Origin of the sequence: Actinomadura xylanilytica (genome assembly GCF_030283145.1) — a bacterium.
Taxonomy (GTDB): domain Bacteria; phylum Actinomycetota; class Actinomycetes; order Streptosporangiales; family Streptosporangiaceae; genus Spirillospora; species Spirillospora xylanilytica.
The window spans coordinates 502282-520575 of the sequence record NZ_JASNWE010000004.1 but is presented as its reverse complement, the minus strand read 5'-3'; the positions used below and the strand labels follow the sequence as shown (position 1 = coordinate 520575).

Genomic DNA, 18294 nt, shown 5'->3' with positions numbered 1-18294 from the left:
TCCCCGGGACACAAGAGGAGGAGTGAGCGTGCGGGTCACTGTGATCGGTTGCTCCGGCAGCTTCCCGGGACCGGACAGCCCGGCGTCCAGCTACCTGGTCGAGGCGGACGGGTTCTCCCTGCTGCTCGACATGGGCAACGGCGCGGTCGGGTCGTTACAGCGGTTCCACGATGTCCTCGACATCGACGCGATCTGCTTCTCGCACCTGCATCCGGACCACTGCCTCGACCTCACCGTCTACTGGATAGCCCGGACGTACTGCCCGGACGGGCCCGCGCCGCGGATCCCGGTGTACGGGCCGTCCGGCACCGCCGAGCACATGATCAAGGCGTACCAGCTCGAACCCAACCCGGCGATGGCCAGCACCTTCGAGTTCCGCACGCTGGAGCCCGGCCCGATCCGCATCGGCCCGTTCACCGTCTCCACCGCGCTGGTCAACCACCCGGTCGAGGCGTACGGGCTGCGGGTCGAGCACGGCGGCAAGGTGCTGACCTACTCGGGCGACACCGGAGTCTGCGAGGCCCTGGTCGAGCTCGCCCGCGACTGCGACCTGTTCCTGTGCGAGGCGGGGTTCGAGCAGCGCGACGACCTGCCGCCCGACATGCACCTGACCGGGCGCGAGGCGGGCGAGCACGCGGCGCGGGCCGGCGCCGGCACCCTGGTCCTCACCCATCTGCTGCCGTGGAACGACCCGGCGCAGACCCTCGCCGAGGCCAAGGCCAGCGGCTTCGGGGGGCCGATCGAGCTCGCCGAGGTGGGAACCGTCTACGACCTGTGAGGGCGGGCATTAGGGTGGATGCCATGGCACGCCCCGATGATCGCGCGATCGACCAGCTCCGTCCCGTCCGCATCCAGCGCGGCTGGCTCGACCACGCCGAGGGGTCGGTGCTGATCGAGTTCGGCGGCACCCGGGTGCTCTGCGCCGCGTCGGTGCAGGACTCGGTGCCCCGCTGGCGGCGCGAGAGCGGGCTCGGCTGGGTCACCGCCGAGTACGCGATGCTGCCGCGCGCGACCAACACCCGCAACGACCGCGAGGCGGTCAAGGGGCGGATCGGCGGGCGCACCCACGAGATCTCCCGGCTGATCGGCCGGTCCATCCGCGCCTGCGTCGACTTCAAGGCGCTCGGCGAGAACACCGTCCAGCTCGACTGCGACGTGCTCCAGGCCGACGGCGGCACCCGCACCGCGGCGATCACCGGCGCGTACGTCGCGCTGGCCGACGCGGTGAGCTGGATGCGCGAGCGCGGCCTGGTCAAGCGCGACCCCTTCCTCACCTCGGTCGCCGCGGTCAGCGTCGGCGTCGTCGGCGGCCAGCCCCGCCTCGACCTGTGCTACGAGGAGGACGGCGCCGCCGACACCGACATGAACGTGGTCTGCACCGGCGACGGCCGCTTCGTCGAGGTGCAGGGCACCGCCGAGGGCGCCCCGTTCGACCGCGCCGAGCTGGACGCGCTGCTCGACCTGGCCGCCGGCGGCTGCGCCGAGCTCACCCGCCTCCAGACGGAGGCGCTCGGCCGGTGACCAGGATCGTGCTAGCCACCCGGAACGCGGGGAAGATCTCCGAGTTGTGCCGGATCCTGGCCGCGGGCCCCGTGCCGCTGACCGGCCGGGGCGTCGAGGTGTCCGGGCTGGAGAACTTCCCGAAGGCGCCCGAGGTCCCCGAGACCGAGCTGACCTTCGAGGGCAACGCGCTGCTCAAGGCCCGCATGATCGCCCTGCACACCGGGCTGCCCGCGGTGGCCGACGACTCCGGGCTCTGCGTGGACGCGCTGAGCGGCATGCCCGGCGTGCTGTCGGCCCGCTGGTCGGGCCGGTTCGGTGCCGCGACCGGCGACAAGGACCGCGCCAACCTCGACCTGGTCCTCGACCAGCTCGCCGACGTCGCCGAGGGCGGACGCGGCGCGCACTTCGTCTGCGCGGCGGCCCTGGTGGTCCCCGGCGGTGTCGAGCACTGCGTCGAGGGCCGGATGCACGGCCGGATCACCGCCGCGCCGCGCGGCTCGGGCGGCTTCGGCTACGACCCGGTCTTCCTGCCGGACGGCGAGACCCGCACCGCCGCCGAGCTCTCGCCCGAGGAGAAGGACGCGATCAGCCACCGCGGCCGGGCCTTCCGCGCGCTCGCCGAGATCCTGCCCGACGCGCTCGCCGCCGCCGGCCTGACCTGACGCCCGGCCGCCGTACCGCCGCCGGCCGCCGTACCGCCGCCGCCCGCCGCAGCGGGGCCGGGGGCGCGGAGAGGTTCCGGGCGGGCACCGCGAAAGTTTTCGGGCGGCATGACAACCCCGCGGCGGGTGCGGGGGGTTTAGAGGGTGAACCGTTCACCTCCCCCCGAGGAGCAACATGATCGACAAGGGTCGCCCGCGCCGCGGACTCGTCCTGGCGCTGGCCGGTGTCGGCGGGACCGGAGTCCTGGCCGCCGGGATCTGGATGTCCGCCTCGGCCGCCACCTCGCCCAAGGTCGAGCCGATGGCCGCGCGCGGCGCCGTGACGAAGGCACCGGTGCCGTCGAAGGCCCCGGTGCCCTCGAAGGCCCCAGTGCCGTCGCCCAGCCCTACGTGCACGCCATCGGCCCGCCCGGTGCCCTCGGTCTCGGCCGTCCCGAAGCCGTCCAGGCCGGCGCCCAGGCCGACGACTTCGACAGCGCCCAAGCCGACGGCTTCGGGGGCGCCTAAGCCGTCGAACCCGGTGCCGAGGCCGACTGACAAGCCGTCGAACCCGGTGCCGAGGCCGACTGACAAGCCGTCGAACCCGGTGCCGACGCCGACTCACAAGCCGTCGAACCCGGTGCCGACGCCGACCGGCAAGCCGTCCAGGCCGGCGCCCGTGCCGTCGGTGACCGCCGTTCCGTCCAGGACGCCGGTGCTCGCGCCGAGCGCGAAGGCGCCGAAGCCGTCCGCGACCGCGAAGCCGTCGTGGCCCGGTGGCTGCCGGACCGCGCCCGGCGGCCGGGGGTAGGTGCGGTCTGTCCACCTTGAGCGCCCAGGAGGTCCGCGGGGCGGAGATCACGTTCGACGAGTTCGTGACCGCCACCGCGGGTCGCCTGCTGCGCACCGCCGTGTTCCTGGTCTATGACCGGCACCTCGCCGAGGACCTCCTCCAGACCGCCTACGAGCGCGTCGCGCGGCGCTGGAAGCGGATCGCGGCGGGGAATCCCGAGGCGTACGCCCGCCGGGTGCTGGTCAATCTGGCGATCGACGAGAACAAGCGGCGGGCACGGCGGCGGGACTTCCCGGCCGGTTCGGTGGCGGACGTGGAGCGCCTCGCCGGGGCGCCTCCGGTGGCGGGGGCGGCCGGAGGCGACCTGGACGAGGTGCTCCGCGGCCTGCCGCCCAAGCAGCGCGCCGTGGTCGTGCTGCGCTACTGGTGCGATCTCGGCGAGCACGAGATCGCCGAGACCCTCGGGATCTCCCGGGGCACCGTGAAGAGTCACACCGCGCGGGCCATGACGGCCCTGCGGGAGCACCTGAGGGAGGGCCGGGCCGATGGACGATGAGCTCGAGACCCTGCTGCGGGACCACTACCGGCGGGGCGCCGACGAGATCCAGGCGGGCCCGGACCTCGTGCACCGGCTTCAGACGGCGGGACGCGAGGCCACCGTCGCGCCCGTCTCGCGGTTCCGCGCATGGACGTTCCCGGTCTTCGCGGGCGTGCTCACGGCGGCGGTCCTCGTCGCCGTCGCGCTGCTGCTGTGGCCGGGGATGCCCGGGAGGCACGAGGCCCCGCGGCCGATGGGACCGCCGGCGACCGGCACACCCGCGACGGGCACGCCCGCGCCGAGCCCGTCCGTCCCGGCGGACGAGGCCCGGTCGTCCGCGCCCCCCTCGCCCTCGGGCACGCCGTCGGTCACTCCGTCGCCGACGTGGTCCAGCCCGCAGCCGCCGATTCCCAGCCCGACCGCCAAGCCGTCCGCGCCCTCGGCATCCCGGCCCCCCGCCTCGTCCGGGCCATCGACGCCAAGGCCGCCCACCCCGTCCGACACGGGCCTGCCGCGGGCCCGGAAGACCGCGGCGGGGGCGGCCTCGGGCTGAGCGTGCCGGCCATGGGGGCGGTTACAGTGGGCGGACCTGCTGCCGCCCCCGGGCCGGTCCGCATACCGCCGTCGCCGGTGGTGGCGGCCGGAGAGGAGACGAGGATGTTCCGCAAACGCGCTCAGCCCCTCGAGGTCGACACCCTGAGCTTCGAGGCGGCCGGGGTCCCGGCGGCGACGCGCGACCGGGCCCTCAGGCTGATCCGCCAGGACAGAATGATCCACGCGATCAAGGAAGTGCGCACGGACACCCGGCTGTCGCTCAGGGACGCCAAGGACTACGTCGAGGCGCTCCGGGACGGACTGGTCCCGGGGCAGGGCGGGCCCGGCGGGGAGATGCTGTCCGATCGGGTCCACGCGTTTCTGCGGGAGGAGGACGTGGAATCGGCCATCGCCATCGTCCGCGCCGAGACCGGCCTGACCCGCGCCGAGGCCGAACGGTTCGTCGCCGCGCTCGACTGACCGGCGGCCGGTCTCAGGCGCCGGCGCCGAGGCGCAGGCCGGGCAGCATGCCCCAGCCCACCGTCTCCATGAGCGTGCGGAGCTGCGGCGACATGCGGTCGAGCACCAGCGGGCCGCGGTCCGCGCGGCGCCCGGCCACGTCGGCCAGGATGTTGATCGCGCCGAGGTCGATGAAACCGAGCCCGGCCAGGTCGAGGTGGATCTCGCGGCGGTCGGAGCCCGACAGCACGGTGGCGAGCGCCGCGTCCAGCACGGTGTGCCGGGACGCGTCCAGCTCGCCGCACAGCGACAGGCCGACCGGCTGGAAGGTCCGCTCGATCCGCAGCATCGCGTCCTCGAACTCGGGGTCGGGCGTCACCACCACGGCGTGCGCGGCGCGCAGCTCGTCGAGCACCGCGGCGGCGCGGCGGCGCCGGTCGACCTGGAACACCGCGATGGCGGACGGTCCGATCGCCCGCCCGAGCCGCCGTTCCCACTCGCGCAGCGGGACGGGGGCGTCCGGGCCGGACACGGCCCAGGTCAGGTCGGCCGTGATCCGGATTGCGTGGTGGCCGTCGGCCGTGGCTCGGGCGACCTCCCTGGTGAGCGCGTCCAGGGCGGCCCGCGGGTCGGCGCCCTCGTCCGCGCCCGCGTGCTCGCCCGAGGGCACGAGGGGGACGACCGTCAGCAGCCGCGCATCGTGTGACCCCGCCATGCCCGCCATGCGCGGCCGGTCCGCCGCGCCCGCCGGACCGGCCAGGTAGACGACCTTCGCGCCCGCGGCCAGCCCGTCGCCGATGAACGCGCCGACGACATGGCGCCGCTCCTCCTCGCCGCCGTACGCCAGCCAGGCGTGATCACCCGGCCTGAGCTCGCGGACCGGCCTCCGGATCGGCCAGTGGGTGTCCATGGCGCCTTCCACGAGTCCGCCGCGCGGAGCGGGCGGACCCTCGGGGAGTTACTTCCGCATGTGCATCCGGACGAAGGTGCCGTTCCAACCGGCCCGCACCTCCATCAGGTCGACCAGCAGCCGCACCGTCCACAGCCCGAAGCCCCGGTCGAGCGCCGACTCGGGCGGGATGAACCCGGTGAGCGGGCTCGGCCGCCACAGGCCGTGGTCGCCGATCTCGCAGATCAGGTCGGGGCCGTCCGGCCACGTCCACAGCCCCATCGGCGGGGTGCCGTGCCGGAGCGCGTTCGCGGCCACCTCGTTCGCGGCGGTCACCAGGTTCTGCGCGGCCCGGCGGTCGAGCCCGTGCGCGGCGGCCCGCCCGGCGACGAACGCCCGCAGCCGGTGCAGGTCGGCGTCCTCGATCGCGAAGTAGTCGGCGTCGCGCGGCGGCGGGAACCGGCGCTGCCGGTCGCAGCCGGTGCCGAACGTCACCGGGTCGACGAAGTCGGCGTTCCAGCGGGTGTCGCCGTCGCGCAGGAACAGCGGATGCGTGCGGCGGGCCTGGTCGAGGACGTGCGCCGGCGCGGCCCGGCGGTCGTAGGGGCACAGGGCGCGCGCCCCGGACCCCTCGAACACCACGTTGATCAGCGACTCGTAGCGGTTCCACTCCAGGAGCTGCCGCGGGGTCCAGCCCTGCCAGACGGGCTCGGCCAGCGCGCACACGCGGCGCGGCGCGTGGGAGGCCACGATCCGCTGGTAGTCCTTCAGCGTGCGCACCGGATGCAGGTAGAACTCCTCGGCCGGCCAGAACTCGATCGACGCGCCGTCGGATCCGAGGTGGTCGCGGAGCGCTCCCAGGTTGGGCTCGCGGACGACGGCGACCACGGCCTCGCCGGCCTCCAGCCCTGAGCGCAGGAACGGCTCGACGGAGGCGAGGAAGGCGCCGGTGCCCGCGTACTCGAAGGCCCTGTGCTCCAGCTTCATCGGGCCGCGCCCTCCTCGGCCGGGACGCGGTCGCGCCCGCGGGCCAGCCCCGGCAGCCGGTGCCAGCCGACCAGCTCGATGACGGTCTCGACATCGGGCGGGAGGTTGTCGAGCACCAGCGCCTGGCCGCGCGGGAGCGCGATCGCGTGGTGCGCCAGCAGGTTCAGGCAGCCGAGGTCGATGAAGCCCAGCCGGGAGAAGTCGAGATGGACGCCGCCGCGGCCCGCGCTCACCTGGGCGAGCCGGTCGGAGAACACCGCGTGCCGCGCGGCGTCGAGCTCGCCCTCCACCCGCAGCCCCACCGGATCGAAGGTGCGCACGATCTTGAGAACGCCGTCGTCGAACTCGGGATTCACCTCGACCAGGACCTCGTGGGTGTCGCGGAGCGCGGTCAGCTCATCGGGCCGGCAGGCCTGCCGGTCCACCTGGCAGATCGCCTTCACCATCGTGCTCGGCGAGACGGCCTCGCCGAGCCGGTGCTCGCAGCCCAGCATCCGGGCCAGGCCGGGACGGCCCGGCTCGTTCAGCAGCCGGCTGTGGTCGGTGGTCAGGCGCACCGCGCGCAGACCCTGCCCGAACGCCTCGCCGACCTCGCGGGCCAGGGTGTCGAGCATCTTCGCCGGTTCGAACCCGCCGCTCCGGTCGAGGCACGCGGCGCGGCGCGGGATCACCCGCAGCCGGCCCGACCGGGCCAGCTCGTCGAGTTCGTCCGGGGGCCGTCCGCCGAGCCCGGGCAGCCGCCCGGCCGGCCTGTCGCTGACGTAGACGACCTTCTCACCGGTCTCCAGCCCCTCGCCGACGAAGATCCCGATGACACGGTCGCGCTCTTCGAGGCCGGTGTGGGCCAGCCAGCCGTGGTCACCCGGGCGGATGTCGCTGACGGGTCGTTTGGCGAACCAGCTGGTCTCCATGGCCTGCCCATCGCGGTCGCTGCGGATTGGTTCAGCCTACGCCGCCCCGCCCGATTTGGAAGCCCAATGCACGGAGTCACTCACGCTGCGTTGATCCGAGGTGCGCGACCTGCGGGGACCGCCGGGGGCCGGGGGTGGAGGGCGGCGGCCCGAGCCGTCCCCCCGGCGGGCCCCCGCGGGCCTCGATATGCGGGTGTGAGCCGGTGACCAGAACGCTAAGCTGGATTCACCTTCCGCGCGAGTCCTTCCGCGCGAGGGAACGGCTTTACCCGGGCGGACGTGGCGAAATCGGCATACGCGGCAGGTTTAGGTCCTGTTGGTGGAGACACCGTGGGGGTTCGAGTCCCCCCGTCCGCACCATCGTCCCGGTGGTGTCACAGGGCCAGGTCGCGGCGGAGGCGCTCGACGTGGCCGGTGGCCTTCACGTTGTAGTACGCCTTCTCGATCCTGCCCTCGGCGTCGATGATGAAGGTGGAGCGGATCACGCCGACGACGACCTTGCCGTACAGCTTCTTCTCGCCGTAGGCGGCGTACGCCTGGAGCACCTTGGTGTCAGGGTCGGACAGGAGCGGGAAGGTCAGCCCCTCCTTCTGCCGGAACTTGGCGAGCTTGGCCGGCGCGTCGGGGGAGACCCCCACGACGGCGACGCCGGCCGCCTCCAGCTCGGGCAGGCTGCCCTGGAAGTCGACCGACTCCTTGGTGCAGCCGGGGGTCATCGCCGCGGGGTAGAAGTAGAGGATCACCCGCCTCCCGCGCAGCGAGGACAGGGACACCGGTGCGCCGTCGGCGTCGGGAAGCTCGAACTCGGGGGCGACCTCGCCCGGTTGCAGCCGCTCGGACACCAGTTCCGCCTTTCGCTGGGATGGTCGGGTCCACCGTACCGGCTGGGGTGGGGCGGGCGTTTCCCGGGAAGACCTGCGACACTATTCGGATCATGCGTCGCTGATGCTCGAACGATAAGGACACGGCATGGCTGACAGGGCCCGCGACCCGGAGGCGCTGGAGCGGGAGATCGAACGCACCCGCTTGGAGCTCGCCCGCAACATCGACGAGCTGGCGGAGCGGGTCAACCCGAGGAACGTCGCGCATCGCGGAGCCGAGCGCCTGAAGGAAGAGGCCGGTCAGGTCGTCAAGACCGTCCAGTCGATGGTGGCGCCGGCCGAGTCCGGGGACGGCGAGCCGGGCGCGATCGACCGCCGGGTGGTGCTCGCGGGCGTCGGCGTGGCCGCGGGGCTCACCGTCCTGCTCCTGTGGCGGCGCAAGCGCCGCCGCTGATCCCGGCCCCCTGGAGGCGCCGTCCGCGTTCCGCGGGCGGCGCCTCTTCGCGTCCGGGGGAGGCGCTCAGGCGAACTGGGGGAGATGGGCGCGGTGCGCGGCCAGGCCCTCGTCGAGGATCTTCTCGGCGGTGTGCTTGCTGCGGACGAACGGGTGCGCCATCAGGGCCTGGAGCGCGGTGCGCCGGTCACCGGTGACGGCGGCGTCGGCGGCGAGCCGCTCGTACTCGTGGATCGCCTGGGTGAGGCCGCGGACGGGACGGGGCAGCGCGCCCATGGTGAGCGGGACGGGACCGGCGCGTCCGACGAGGGCGGGCACCTCCACCACGGCGTCCGCCTCGAGGGAGGCGATCGCTCCGTTGTTGCGGGTGTTGACGATCATGCGGCGGTTCTCGTCGCGGTGCAGGGCGCAGATGGTGTCGACCGCGAACTCGCCGTGCTCGCCGCCGCCGCGCTCGCGGCTCGGGTCGGGGTCGGAGCGGCCGGACTCGGCGGCGACCTGCGCGTAGTAGGCGGGCAGCATCGCCTGGATGTCCTCGGCCCGGGTGGTGCCCTTCTCGCGCAGCTCGCGGACGACCTCGTCGTGGAAGAAGTAGTACTTGGAGTAGGAGTTGGGCAGGAACCCGAGCGCCCTGGCGAGTTCGGCCATGCGGGACGGATCGCGCCAGGGCGTCGCGCCGCCGCCGGGCACGTCGAGACCCTCCAGCAGGGCGGGGAGGTCGACCTCGGCGCCGTCGAGCCGGAGCCGGGTCGCCCAGGTGGCGTGGTTGAGGCCGATCCAGTCGGCCTCCAGCCGGTCGAAGGGGAGCCCGAGCAGCTCGGCCCACATCTCGGTGTCGCCGACGTGCTGGTCGCAGAGGCCGATGATCTTGGCGTCGGTGTGCCGGAGGACGGCGTCGGTGACGACGTTGGTGGGGTTGGTGTAGTTGACGATCCAGGCGCCGGGGTCCGCGGCGGCGGCGATCTCCAGCAGGACGGGGACCGAGCGGCACGCCATCAGGAAGCCGCCGGGGCCCGCGGTCTCCTGGCCGACGACGCCGTGCTTCAGCGGGATCGACTCGTCGAGGTGCCGGCCTGCCATCCCGCCGGGACGGAACGTGGTGAACACGTAGGCGGCGCCGTCGAGGGCGGGCTTGAGGGAGGTGTGCGCGGTGACGGTGAGGGCGGCGCCGCGCGCGGCGAACATGTTCCGCCCCAGCCGGGCCATCATCGCCAGATGGGGTTCGTCGACGTCGTGGAAGGCCAGCTCGGTGCCGGCCAGGTCGCCGGCGCGGTGCAGCAGGCCCCGGAGTACTCCGGGCAGGTAGCCGCTGCCCGCTCCGATGATCGCGATCTTCACAGTCCTCCTAGCGTCTGGCCTCGTGCCTCTAGCGGAGCGTCGGCGCGGCGCGGGCGACGGAGTCGGCGCCGCGGTCGAGCTCGGTCTCGGGGATGTAGGGGATGACGAAGGCGTACTGCTCCAGCACCTCGGGCGGCACCTCGCCGTCCTCGCCGAACGCGGCGATCTCGCCCCAGCAGGGGGCGCCGAGCGAGCCGCTGTGGTGCCGCACCGACAGTCCGGCGCACAGGTTGGCGAAGCGCAGCCGCCGGTCGAGCGGCCATCCGGCCAGGGTGCCGAACACGAACCCGGCGGCGAACACGTCGCCCGCGCCGGTCGGGTCGAGCGCCTCGACGGGCAGGGCGGGGGCGGCGGCCCGTTCGCCGGTGGCGGAGTCGATCGCGATGGCGCCGCGCGCGCCCTGCTTGACCACGACGACCGGGACCCGCCCGGCGAGCGCGGTGAGCGCCTCCTCGGGTGTGCCGGTCCGGGTGTAGGCCATCGCCTCGACCGCGTTGGGCAGGAACACGTCGACGTGCGCGAGGCGGTCGAGCACGTCGGTGGACCAGGTCTCGGTGGGGTCCCAGCCGAGGTCGGCGAAGACCAGCGCGCCGGTGCGCCGCATCGCCAGGGCCCAGTCGGGGACGGGCCGGTCGATGTCGACGAAGCAGGTCGCGGCGCTGGGCGGCGCGGTCCGCAGGTCGTCGGCCAGGCCCGCCGCGCCGCCGGCCCCGGCCGTCCCGCCCGCTCCGCCCGCGGCGCGGACGGTGCCGGGCAGCGGGGGGCTGTAGGTGACCATGCTGCGGTCGGACGCGTACGCGAGCGACACCGTCACCGGGGTGGACCAGCCGCCGATGCGCCGGGACCAGTGCAGCGCGACGTCCTCCTGCTCGGCGAGGGTGCGCCAGAGGTAGGCGCCGAACAGGTCGTCGCCGAACGCGGCGGCGAGGCCGGTGCGCAGCCCGAGCCGGCTCATCGCCACGGCGATGTTGGCGACGCCGCCGGGGGCCGAGCCGAGGCCGTCGGTGACCAGCTCGGTGCCGGGCGGGGGCAGGCCGGGCAGCCCGGTGAAGATCATGTCCATGAAGACCTGGCCGGTCAGGAAGACGTCCAGCTCGTGGGCGCCGGCCTCGCGTCCGGCCGCGGAGCCGGCCCGGCCGCCCGCGCGCAGCAGCGCGCCGGCGGGGCCGCGCTCGGTGCAGGGGTCGCGGAGCGCCGGCGGCGCCAGCACGTCCCCGGGCGCCGGGGGCATGGGCGGGGAAGGGGCGCCGGAAGGCGGTGGCGTGTGCGGCTCGGTCATCGGTCCCCGCTCGTGTCCGGCCGTCAGCCCAGGTCAGGGGCGGTGGCGGTGAACCGGGCCTCGACGGCGGCCCGGACGGTCTGGGCGGCGGGTTCGAGGTCGATCGCCTCGGGCTCGTCGCCGCCCGGGCCCGCCGCCGCGGCCATGCCGAGGGCCATCGGCATGACCGGGCCCGGCCGGTCGCCGAGGCCCTCGTCGGAGAGCTCGACCAGGCCGGTGAGCCGGCAGCCGAGCGCCTCGGCGTAGCTGCGGGCGCGGGCGACCGCCTCGTGCGCCGCCTGCCGCGCGGCCCGGCCGTGCACCTCGCTGTCGCGCCGCAGCGCCCAGGCGGGGCCGTCGACGGAGGTGCGCTCCAGGTCGCCGAGCCGGGTGACCAGCTCGCCGAGCACGGTGAAGTCGCTGATGGTGACCTTGATCTGGACGGTGCCCTGGTAGGCGCGGATGTCGCCCTCGCGGCGGCGGTACTTGATCAGCGGGGTGATCGACAGCTCGCCGGTCTCCAGCTTCTCGATCGCCTCACCGTAGGACCTGACCAGGTCGAGGCAGCGCTGGTTCCGTTCGACCAGGCGGTCCAGCGCGGGGCGGCGCTCGCTCTCGTGCGACTGGACGTGCACCGAGAGCAGGGCGATCTCGGGTTCGGCCATCACGACGGCCTCGCCGCGGACGCTGATCACAGGGGCGTCGCTCATACCGGCCAACCTAGCCGGTGCCGGCCGGGACCGGTCACCCCAAGATCGGCCGGACCCGTCCTGCCCGTCGCCTCCGCCGACCCGCGGGGGACCGGCCGGGCCGCCGGCCCGCGGTCACAGGAACGTCCGGCCCTCGCCCCGGTAGGTGGGGACGGTGCGGACGTGCCGGTCGCCGTCGATGAGGTGGAGGGCGGCGAAGCGCTCGCACAGCTCACCGGCCTTGGTGTGCCGGAACCAGACGCGGTCGCCGACCTGGAGGAGGTCGGCGGCGGCGCCGAGCAGCGGGGTCTGGACCTCGCCGGCGCCCTCCCGCGGGTCGTAGGCGAGGCCGGTCGGCAGGTAGGGCTGGGGGAGCCGGATCCGGTCGGCGGGACCGGACCCGAGGTAGCCGCCGCCGAGGCAGGTGACGACGCCGGATCCCGGCCGCCGGACGACCGGCAGGGCGAACAGCGCGGCGGGACGGCCGCGGAAGTTGGAGTAGTAGTCGAACAGGTGCGGCTGGTAGAGGCCGGAACCGGCGGCGACCTCGGTGACGGCGCGTTCGGCGGCGGTCTTCTCCACGCTGCCGGTACCGCCGCCGTTGACGAACTCCAGGTCGGTCAGCTCGCGGACGGCCCGGACGATGGCGGCGCGGCGGCGGGCCAGTTCGAGCCGGGACCGCTGCTGCATGGTGCGGATGACGCGGCCCATCGTGGCGTTGCCGGGCGGGGTGTCGCCGACGCCGGCGATCTGCGACTCGTAGGCCATCAGGCCGACCAGGGCGAGGCCGGGGCGCTTGAGGATCAGCTCGGCCAGCGCGCCGACCTCGGCCGGGGTGCGCAGCGGGGAGCGCAGTGCGCCGAGCCGGACCCGGGCGCCGAGCATCCGGTAGGAGGCGTCGATGTCGATGCAGACGCGGATCCGGGCGTCGCCGGCGGCCCGCTCGATCAGGTCGAGGTGCTCGGGGGAGTCGACCATGAGGGTGATGGTGCGGGCGGCGTGCTCGTCGGCGGCGAGCTCGGCGATGGCGGTGCGGTCGGTGGTCGGGTAGGCGACCAGGATGTCCTCGCCGGCCCGTTCCTGGGCGAGCCAGAGGGCCTCGCCGAGGGTGAACGCCATGATCCCGGCGAACCCGTCCATCGCCAGGACCTCGTCCAGGAGCGCGCGGCACCGCACCGACTTGCTCGCCACCCGGATCGGCTTGCCCGCGGCGCGGCGGACGAGGTCGGCGGCGTTGGCCCGGAAGGCCCGCAGGTCGACGACCGCGAACGGAGCTTCGAGCTCGGCGGTCGCGGCGTCGTAGCGGTCCCGGAGGTTCATGTCAGTCACAGTGCCACAATAACCGCGAACGTGAAAAGACTTCACATCCCTAGCGGGTGCGGGGGTGCGCCGAGAAGAAGTCCCAGAGCAGGGCGCCGGCACCGGACGGCCAGCGGTGCGTCCCGCCCTCGATCTTGCAGAACGTCACCTCGGCGCCGCCCGCGCCCTTCCCGGTCGCGTTGCAGTCGGTGTCGCCGCCCAGGGCCTTCACCCTCCGGGTGGGCTCGGGCAGGTGCGCGAGCCGGCGCCAGAACTCCACCGCCTGCGAGACCGGCGGGAACGGGCTGCCGTCGTTGAAGTCGCGCCGCCCGCCGCCGTTGAACGGGACGTTGCGGTCCGCCGTCCCGTGGAAGATCATCGCAGAGACCGGCCGGCCCGGGTCGCACCTGGTGACCAGCGCGCCCTCGACCACCCCGATCGCGGCGACCTTGCCGGGCTTCTCGCAGGCCAGCCGGTAGGCCATCCCGGCGCCGTTGGAGAATCCGGTGACGTAGACCCGGTCCGGGTCGGCCAGCCCGGCGCCGGTCAGCTTGTCGATCAGCTTGGTCAGGAAGCCGACGTCGTCGGTGCCCGCGACCTTCGCCGCGCCGCAGCAGTCGCCCGCGTTCCACGTGGTCATGAACCCGTCGGGGTAGGCGACCAGGAACCCCTGCTCGTCGGACAGGCCGTCGAAGCCGGTCAGCGACCGCATCTGGCCCATCGTGGCGAGGCCGCCGTGCAGCGCGATGACCAGCGGGGGCGGGGCGGCGGGTCTGCCGCCCCGCCACTTCCCCCCGGCGACCTTGGACGGGACGTGCAGCAGGAACTCGCGGTGGCCGACGGTGCCGACGCCCATCTTCTGCTTGTGCGTGCCGGCGTCCGTGGGGATGCCCTGCACGGTCGCGGGCCGCCGGTCGTCGCTCTTGCCCTTGCCGGGCGTACCGGCGTCGTTCCTGGTGCCGTCGCAGGCCGACAGCGCGAGGGCGAGGCAGAGGACGAGGGAGAGGACGAGTGCCGGTGACAGGTGGGGGATTCGCCGCGTTCGCCGCATGCCGGCGAATCTAACCGGTGACGCCCAAGCCAAACTACTGACGGGTAGGCGGGCGGATGAGAATGTGAAGTTCTTGTGATGATTAGTGAACTTAACTCATTATTGGGCGCATTTTAACGTTCAGACCTGTGATGTTCACCCTGTGATCCGTGATGTTCACCGAGACGCTATCGACGGGCACGCCGGGTGTGGGGTTGGCTGATCCCCGATCAACCTTGAGGCGGGAGAGCCGATGTCATCGCATGCGGGTTCAATGTCACGACGCCGGCTGCTCGGCCTCGGCGGGGCGGGCGCGGCGGCCGTCGTGCTCGGCACCGGGGTCCTCGGCGGGGAGGGCGCGAACGCGTTCGCCCGCCGCAAGGGCGACCCGTTCACCCTCGGAGTGGCCTCCGGCGACCCGCTGCCGGACGGCTTCGTCCTGTGGACCCGGCTCGCGCCCGACCCGTTCGCCCCCGACGGGCACGGCGGCATGCCCGCCAAGCGGGTCAAGGTCGAGTACGAGGTGGCGCTCGACGAACGGTTCCGCCGCGTCGTCCGGCGCGGTGCCGCGGTGGCGACGCCCGAGCTCGGCCACTCGGTGCACCCGGAGATCCGCGGCCTGGAGCCGGGGCGCGAGTACTTCTACCGGTTCCGCGCGGACGACATCTCGCCCATCGGACGCACCCGGACGATGCCCGCGGCGATGTCGGACCCGCGCGAGCTGAACGTCGCGTTCGCCTCCTGCCAGGCATGGCAGGACGGCTACTTCACCGCCTACGACCACATGGCCGCCGAGGACCTCGACCTGATCGTGCACCTCGGCGACTACATCTACGAGTACGAGATCACCGCCGACAACAAGCGGGGCGTGGCCGTGCCGCCGCAGTTCGGCACCGAGGCCTTCGACCTGGCCCGCTACCGGCTCCAGTACTCGCTGTACAAGGCCGAGGCGCCGCTCCAGCGGGCGCACGCCCTGTTCCCGTTCGTGCACACGCTGGACGACCACGAGGTGGTCAACGACTGGGCCGGTCCGAGGGTCATCGCCGGCCGGAACCCCGATCCCGACCCGGCCGAGTTCGCGCGCCGCCGCGCGGCGGCGTTCCAGGCGTTCTACGAGAACCTGCCGCTGCGCCGCTCGCAGCTTCCGTCCGGCCCGAGCATCCGGCTGCACCGCAGGCTGGCGTACGGGCGGCTGGCCGATCTCACGATGATCGACACCCGGCAGCACCGCGACATCCAGGCCTGCTCCTACGGGAACGGCACCGGCCGGACCGCCGACTGCGACGAGCGCTTCGACGCCTCCCGCACGATCCTCGGCGCGGACCAGCGGCGCTGGCTGCTGGACGGCTTCGGGAAGTCGAAGGCGCGCTGGCAGATCCTCGGCAACCAGGTGCCGATGGCCGAGACCGACTGGGACGCCGGGCCCGGCCACGACGTGTGGGTCGACCCGTGGGACGGCTACGCGGCCGACCGCGACCGCGTCCTCGCCGCCGCCCGCGACCAGGGCGTCCGGAACCTGGTGGTGCTGTCGGCCGACCGGCACCAGAACTACGCGACCGACCTCAAGCGCGACCACGCCGACCCGGGATCCCCGACCACCGCGAGTGAGTTCGTCGCGACGTCGGTCACCAGCGGCGGCGACGGCGCCGACGTCGACGACCTCGGCCGACGGTTCCTGGCCGCCAACCCGCACTTGAAGTTCTTCAACGCCCAGCGCGGCTACATCAGGGTCAACGTGAACCGCGAGCGCTGGCGCAGCGACTTCCGCGTCATGCCCTACGTCACCAGGCCGGGCGCTCCGGTCTCCACCCGGGCGAGCTTCGTGGTCGAGGACCGCCGTCCCGGCGTCCAGCCCGCGTGACAGGCGGCCCGGCCGGGCGGCGGCTGGTTGCGAAGGTGACGGGTGGTGTGGCCGCCGGAGCGGGGAGCGCGGCGTAAGCTCGTTTCCCCAGCCTGGACGGCCTGTGCGAGCAGCGTTGCCGTCCGTCCGCGACCCGCAGTGGAAGTGAAGTCCTGTGACCGAATACGTGCTGACGCTCTCCTGTCCGGACCGTCCCGGCATCGTCGCCGCCGTCTCCGGGGTGCTGGCCGAGCGCGGCTGCAACATCCTGGAGAGCCAGCAGTTCAGCGACACCGGCACCTTCTTCATGCGGGTGCAGTTCGCCGCCGGCCCCGGCGTGCGGGACGACGGGGAGCTGCGCGGCGCGTTCGCCCGGCTGGGGCCCGAGCTCGGGCTGGAGTGGCGGCTGCACGACACCGCCGTCCGGCCGCGGATGCTGATCATGGTGTCGAAGGGCGGCCACTGCCTGAACGACCTGCTCTACCGGCAGCGGTCCGGGCTGCTCGACGTCGAGGTGGCCGCGGTCGTGTCCAACCACCCCGACCTGCGTCCCCTCACCCAGTCGTACGGGATCGACTACCACCACCTGCCGGTCCCGCCCGGCGGCCGGGCCGCGCAGGAGGCCGAGGTGCTCACGCTGGTCGAGCACTACAACGCCGACCTGGTGGTGCTCGCCCGGTACATGCAGATCCTCTCGGACGACTTCTGCGCCAAGCTGCCCGGCCAGGTGATCAACATCCACCACTCGTTCCTGCCGAGCTTCAAGGGCGCGCGGCCCTACCACCAGGCGCACGACCGCGGAGTGAAGCTGATCGGCGCGACCGCGCACTACGTGACCGCCGACCTGGACGAGGGGCCGATCATCGAGCAGGAGGTCGCCCGCGTCGACCACACGCACAGCCCCGAGGCGCTGGTGGCGGTCGGCCGCGACGTGGAGTGCCTGGCCCTGGCCCGCGCGGTCCGCTGGCACGCCGAGCACCGCGTCCTGCTGAACGGCGACCGCACCGTCGTCTTCCGCTGACCGGCGTTTCCCGGCGGACGGCGCCGGAACGGCATGGCGTCCTTCACTCTGCGTTACATTGCAGCACCATGGGTGATGTCGCTACCGGGGGGCGGTGGCACGTCGCACGGGGGTGTGAGGATGGGCGAGACGCTCGCCGCGGAGCTGCTCGGGGGCGCGCAGGCGCGGCAGCAGGCGCGCCGGCTGGCCGAACAGGAGTTCCGGCCGCGGCGGACCGCCGTGGGGGTCGGCGCCGCGCTGCTGGTCACCGCGGCCGGGGGCGCGGTGTCGGCCGAGCTGCTGACGGTGCTGGACGTGCTCCCGGACGGCTGGTCGCCGATGGCCCGGTCGATGGCCGTCCTGCGCGGGCTGACCTGGGCTGATCCCTGGACGCTGGGCGTCGCGGGGACGATGGCGGCGGCCGGTCCGGCGCTGCTGCTGGCGGCGCTGCCCGGCCGGGCGCGCACGCTGCCGCTGGCCGGGGAGGACCCCCTGATGGCGGGGGCGGTGGGCCGCGCGGCCCTGCGGCGGACGCTGGCGGACGCGGCGGTGGGGGTCCCGGGCGTCGTCCGGGCCCGGGTGCGGCTGCGGGGACGGTTCCGTAAGCGGATCGTCGTCCGGGCCGCCACCGGCTACCGCAACCGGCCGGACATCTCCGACCTGGTCCGCGCGGCCGTGCACGCCCGACTCGCCGAGGTGGAGCTGATGCAGTGGCGGCGGGTCGACATCCGGCTGAACCGGCTGGGGGGCTGACATGAGGGTCGGGATCGCGCTCACCGGCACCGCGCTGGCCGCCGCGGGCGGCGCCGGGCTCTGCCTCGGCCTGGCCGGCGGCGACCTCGCGGCGCGTCCGCTGCTCGACCCCGCGGTGTCCCGGTACGCCGACGGCACCGCGTGGTTCTGGCCGGTCGCGGCGGCCGCCGCGGTGGCCGTCGCGGCCTGCGGCCTGCTGTGGCTGGCCGCGCACGGCCGCGCGATGATGCGGCGGCGCCGGGCCGCGCTGGACGGTCCCACCCGGATGCGCGCGCGGGCGGCGGAACGCGACCTGCTGCGCGATGCGCTGCGGCTGCCGGGCGTCCGGGACGCGCGGCTCCGCCTCACCGGCACGGCGGTCCGGCCCCGGCTCCTGCTGAACCTCACCTGCACCGGGGACGCCGTCCTGGGCGAGGTGTACGGGGAGCTCGGGGCCGGGGCGGCGGAGCGCTACCGCGCCGCGACCGGGATGCCGGACCTGGTGGTGGTCATCCGGTTCCGGATGGTGTTCGGCGAACCCGCGCCCGTCTAGCCGGACGCGCCCCGTCCGGACGCGC

General features: G+C 74.1%; 21 protein-coding genes and 1 tRNA gene. 12 read left to right on the top strand and 10 right to left on the bottom strand.

Annotation, left to right across the window (positions count from 1 at the left end; genetic code table 11):
• Nucleotides 1–28: 28 nt before the first annotated feature.
• From QP090_RS26205 to rdgB, 3 genes are read left to right on the top strand one after another with little or no spacing between them, the layout of a single operon-like run.
• Entirely contained in the window at nt 29–778 is a 750-nt protein-coding gene (locus tag QP090_RS26205; RefSeq protein WP_285942063.1) for an MBL fold metallo-hydrolase, read from the top strand.
• Nucleotides 779–801: 23 nt separating this feature from the next.
• Complete coding sequence (rph, locus tag QP090_RS26200) at nt 802–1521, top strand: ribonuclease PH (protein ID WP_285942062.1); 720 nt, start codon at nt 802–804, stop codon at nt 1519–1521.
• On the top strand, nt 1518–2165 hold the full coding sequence (rdgB, locus tag QP090_RS26195; protein WP_285942061.1) for an RdgB/HAM1 family non-canonical purine NTP pyrophosphatase: 648 nt from the start codon (nt 1518–1520) through the stop codon (nt 2163–2165). The genes rph and rdgB overlap by 4 nt, the downstream gene beginning before the upstream one ends.
• Nucleotides 2166–2318: 153 nt before the next feature.
• On the opposite strand, the gene QP090_RS26190 is transcribed toward rdgB, so the two are convergent.
• Nucleotides 2319–2738, bottom strand: a complete 420-nt coding sequence (locus QP090_RS26190) for a TrbL/VirB6 family protein (protein ID WP_285942060.1) — start codon at nt 2736–2738, stop codon at nt 2319–2321.
• Between the two features lie 233 nt (nt 2739–2971).
• Here QP090_RS26190 and QP090_RS26185 point away from each other — a divergent pair, with 233 nt between their 5' ends.
• From QP090_RS26185 to QP090_RS26175, 3 genes are all read left to right on the top strand, one after another.
• Nucleotides 2972–3493, top strand: a complete 522-nt coding sequence (locus tag QP090_RS26185) for a SigE family RNA polymerase sigma factor (RefSeq protein WP_285942059.1) — start codon at nt 2972–2974, stop codon at nt 3491–3493.
• Complete coding sequence (locus QP090_RS26180; RefSeq protein WP_285942058.1) at nt 3483–4028, top strand: hypothetical protein; 546 nt, start codon at nt 3483–3485, stop codon at nt 4026–4028. Before QP090_RS26185 ends, QP090_RS26180 begins: the two co-directional genes overlap by 11 nt.
• Nucleotides 4029–4132: 104 nt before the next feature.
• A complete protein-coding gene (locus QP090_RS26175) occupies nt 4133–4489 on the top strand; it encodes a 50S ribosomal protein L7/L12 (protein WP_285942057.1) in 357 nt (118 codons plus the stop codon).
• Nucleotides 4490–4502: 13 nt separating this feature from the next.
• On the opposite strand, the gene QP090_RS26170 is transcribed toward QP090_RS26175, so the two are convergent.
• Genes QP090_RS26170 through QP090_RS26160 form a run of 3 tightly spaced genes read right to left on the bottom strand, consistent with a single transcriptional unit; the run spans nt 4503 to nt 7255 of the window.
• Nucleotides 4503–5378 carry an MEDS domain-containing protein gene (locus tag QP090_RS26170; protein ID WP_285942056.1) on the bottom strand — a complete coding sequence of 292 codons (876 nt, stop codon included), beginning with the start codon at nt 5376–5378 and terminating at the stop codon, nt 4503–4505.
• Nucleotides 5379–5426: 48 nt separating this feature from the next.
• Nucleotides 5427–6344 carry a sensor histidine kinase gene (locus QP090_RS26165; protein WP_285942055.1) on the bottom strand — a complete coding sequence of 306 codons (918 nt, stop codon included), beginning with the start codon at nt 6342–6344 and terminating at the stop codon, nt 5427–5429.
• The gene (locus QP090_RS26160; protein WP_285942054.1) at nt 6341–7255 is read right to left on the bottom strand and encodes an MEDS domain-containing protein; all 915 of its coding nucleotides are present in this window, start codon (nt 7253–7255) and stop codon (nt 6341–6343) included. Before QP090_RS26160 ends, QP090_RS26165 begins: the two co-directional genes overlap by 4 nt.
• Nucleotides 7256–7528: 273 nt before the next feature.
• Between QP090_RS26160 and QP090_RS26155 the strand changes: the two genes are divergently transcribed.
• Nucleotides 7529–7615: transfer RNA gene (locus QP090_RS26155), tRNA-Leu, on the top strand.
• 14 nt (nt 7616–7629) lie between these two features.
• Here QP090_RS26155 and bcp read toward each other — a convergent pair.
• Complete coding sequence (gene bcp / locus QP090_RS26150; RefSeq protein ID WP_285942053.1) at nt 7630–8097, bottom strand: thioredoxin-dependent thiol peroxidase; 468 nt, start codon at nt 8095–8097, stop codon at nt 7630–7632.
• A 127-nt stretch (nt 8098–8224) separates the two neighbouring features.
• Here bcp and QP090_RS26145 point away from each other — a divergent pair, with 127 nt between their 5' ends.
• Nucleotides 8225–8530, top strand: coding sequence for a DUF3618 domain-containing protein (locus QP090_RS26145; RefSeq protein ID WP_285942052.1), 306 nt, complete (start codon nt 8225–8227; stop codon nt 8528–8530).
• A gap of 66 nt (nt 8531–8596) precedes the next feature.
• Here the strand turns inward: QP090_RS26145 and QP090_RS26140 are convergent, their stop codons facing one another.
• The 5 genes from QP090_RS26140 to QP090_RS26120 all read right to left on the bottom strand — a co-directional run bounded on the left by QP090_RS26140 (nt 8597) and on the right by QP090_RS26120 (nt 14165).
• The gene (locus tag QP090_RS26140) at nt 8597–9868 is read right to left on the bottom strand and encodes a family 4 glycosyl hydrolase (protein WP_285942051.1); all 1272 of its coding nucleotides are present in this window, start codon (nt 9866–9868) and stop codon (nt 8597–8599) included.
• 28 nt (nt 9869–9896) lie between these two features.
• On the bottom strand, nt 9897–11099 hold the full coding sequence (locus QP090_RS26135; RefSeq protein ID WP_285942050.1) for a carbohydrate kinase family protein: 1203 nt from the start codon (nt 11097–11099) through the stop codon (nt 9897–9899).
• A gap of 71 nt (nt 11100–11170) precedes the next feature.
• Entirely contained in the window at nt 11171–11836 is a 666-nt protein-coding gene (locus QP090_RS26130; protein WP_285942049.1) for an SIMPL domain-containing protein, read from the bottom strand.
• Between the two features lie 114 nt (nt 11837–11950).
• Nucleotides 11951–13135: an amino acid deaminase/aldolase gene (locus tag QP090_RS26125; RefSeq protein WP_285942795.1), complete on the bottom strand. Its 1185-nt coding sequence runs from the start codon at nt 13133–13135 to the stop codon at nt 11951–11953.
• A gap of 49 nt (nt 13136–13184) precedes the next feature.
• Entirely contained in the window at nt 13185–14165 is a 981-nt protein-coding gene (locus tag QP090_RS26120; RefSeq protein WP_285942048.1) for a CE1 family esterase, read from the bottom strand.
• Between the two features lie 253 nt (nt 14166–14418).
• Here QP090_RS26120 and QP090_RS26115 point away from each other — a divergent pair, with 253 nt between their 5' ends.
• From QP090_RS26115 to QP090_RS26100, 4 genes are all read left to right on the top strand, one after another.
• On the top strand, nt 14419–16005 hold the full coding sequence (locus QP090_RS26115; RefSeq protein WP_285942047.1) for an alkaline phosphatase D family protein: 1587 nt from the start codon (nt 14419–14421) through the stop codon (nt 16003–16005).
• Between the two features lie 154 nt (nt 16006–16159).
• Nucleotides 16160–17005, top strand: coding sequence for a formyltetrahydrofolate deformylase (gene purU / locus QP090_RS26110; RefSeq protein WP_285942046.1), 846 nt, complete (start codon nt 16160–16162; stop codon nt 17003–17005).
• Between the two features lie 120 nt (nt 17006–17125).
• Nucleotides 17126–17737 carry a DUF6286 domain-containing protein gene (locus QP090_RS26105; RefSeq protein WP_285942045.1) on the top strand — a complete coding sequence of 204 codons (612 nt, stop codon included), beginning with the start codon at nt 17126–17128 and terminating at the stop codon, nt 17735–17737.
• Between the two features lies 1 nt (nt 17738).
• Nucleotides 17739–18269, top strand: coding sequence for a hypothetical protein (locus QP090_RS26100; RefSeq protein ID WP_285942044.1), 531 nt, complete (start codon nt 17739–17741; stop codon nt 18267–18269).
• Nucleotides 18270–18294: the final 25 nt, after the last annotated feature.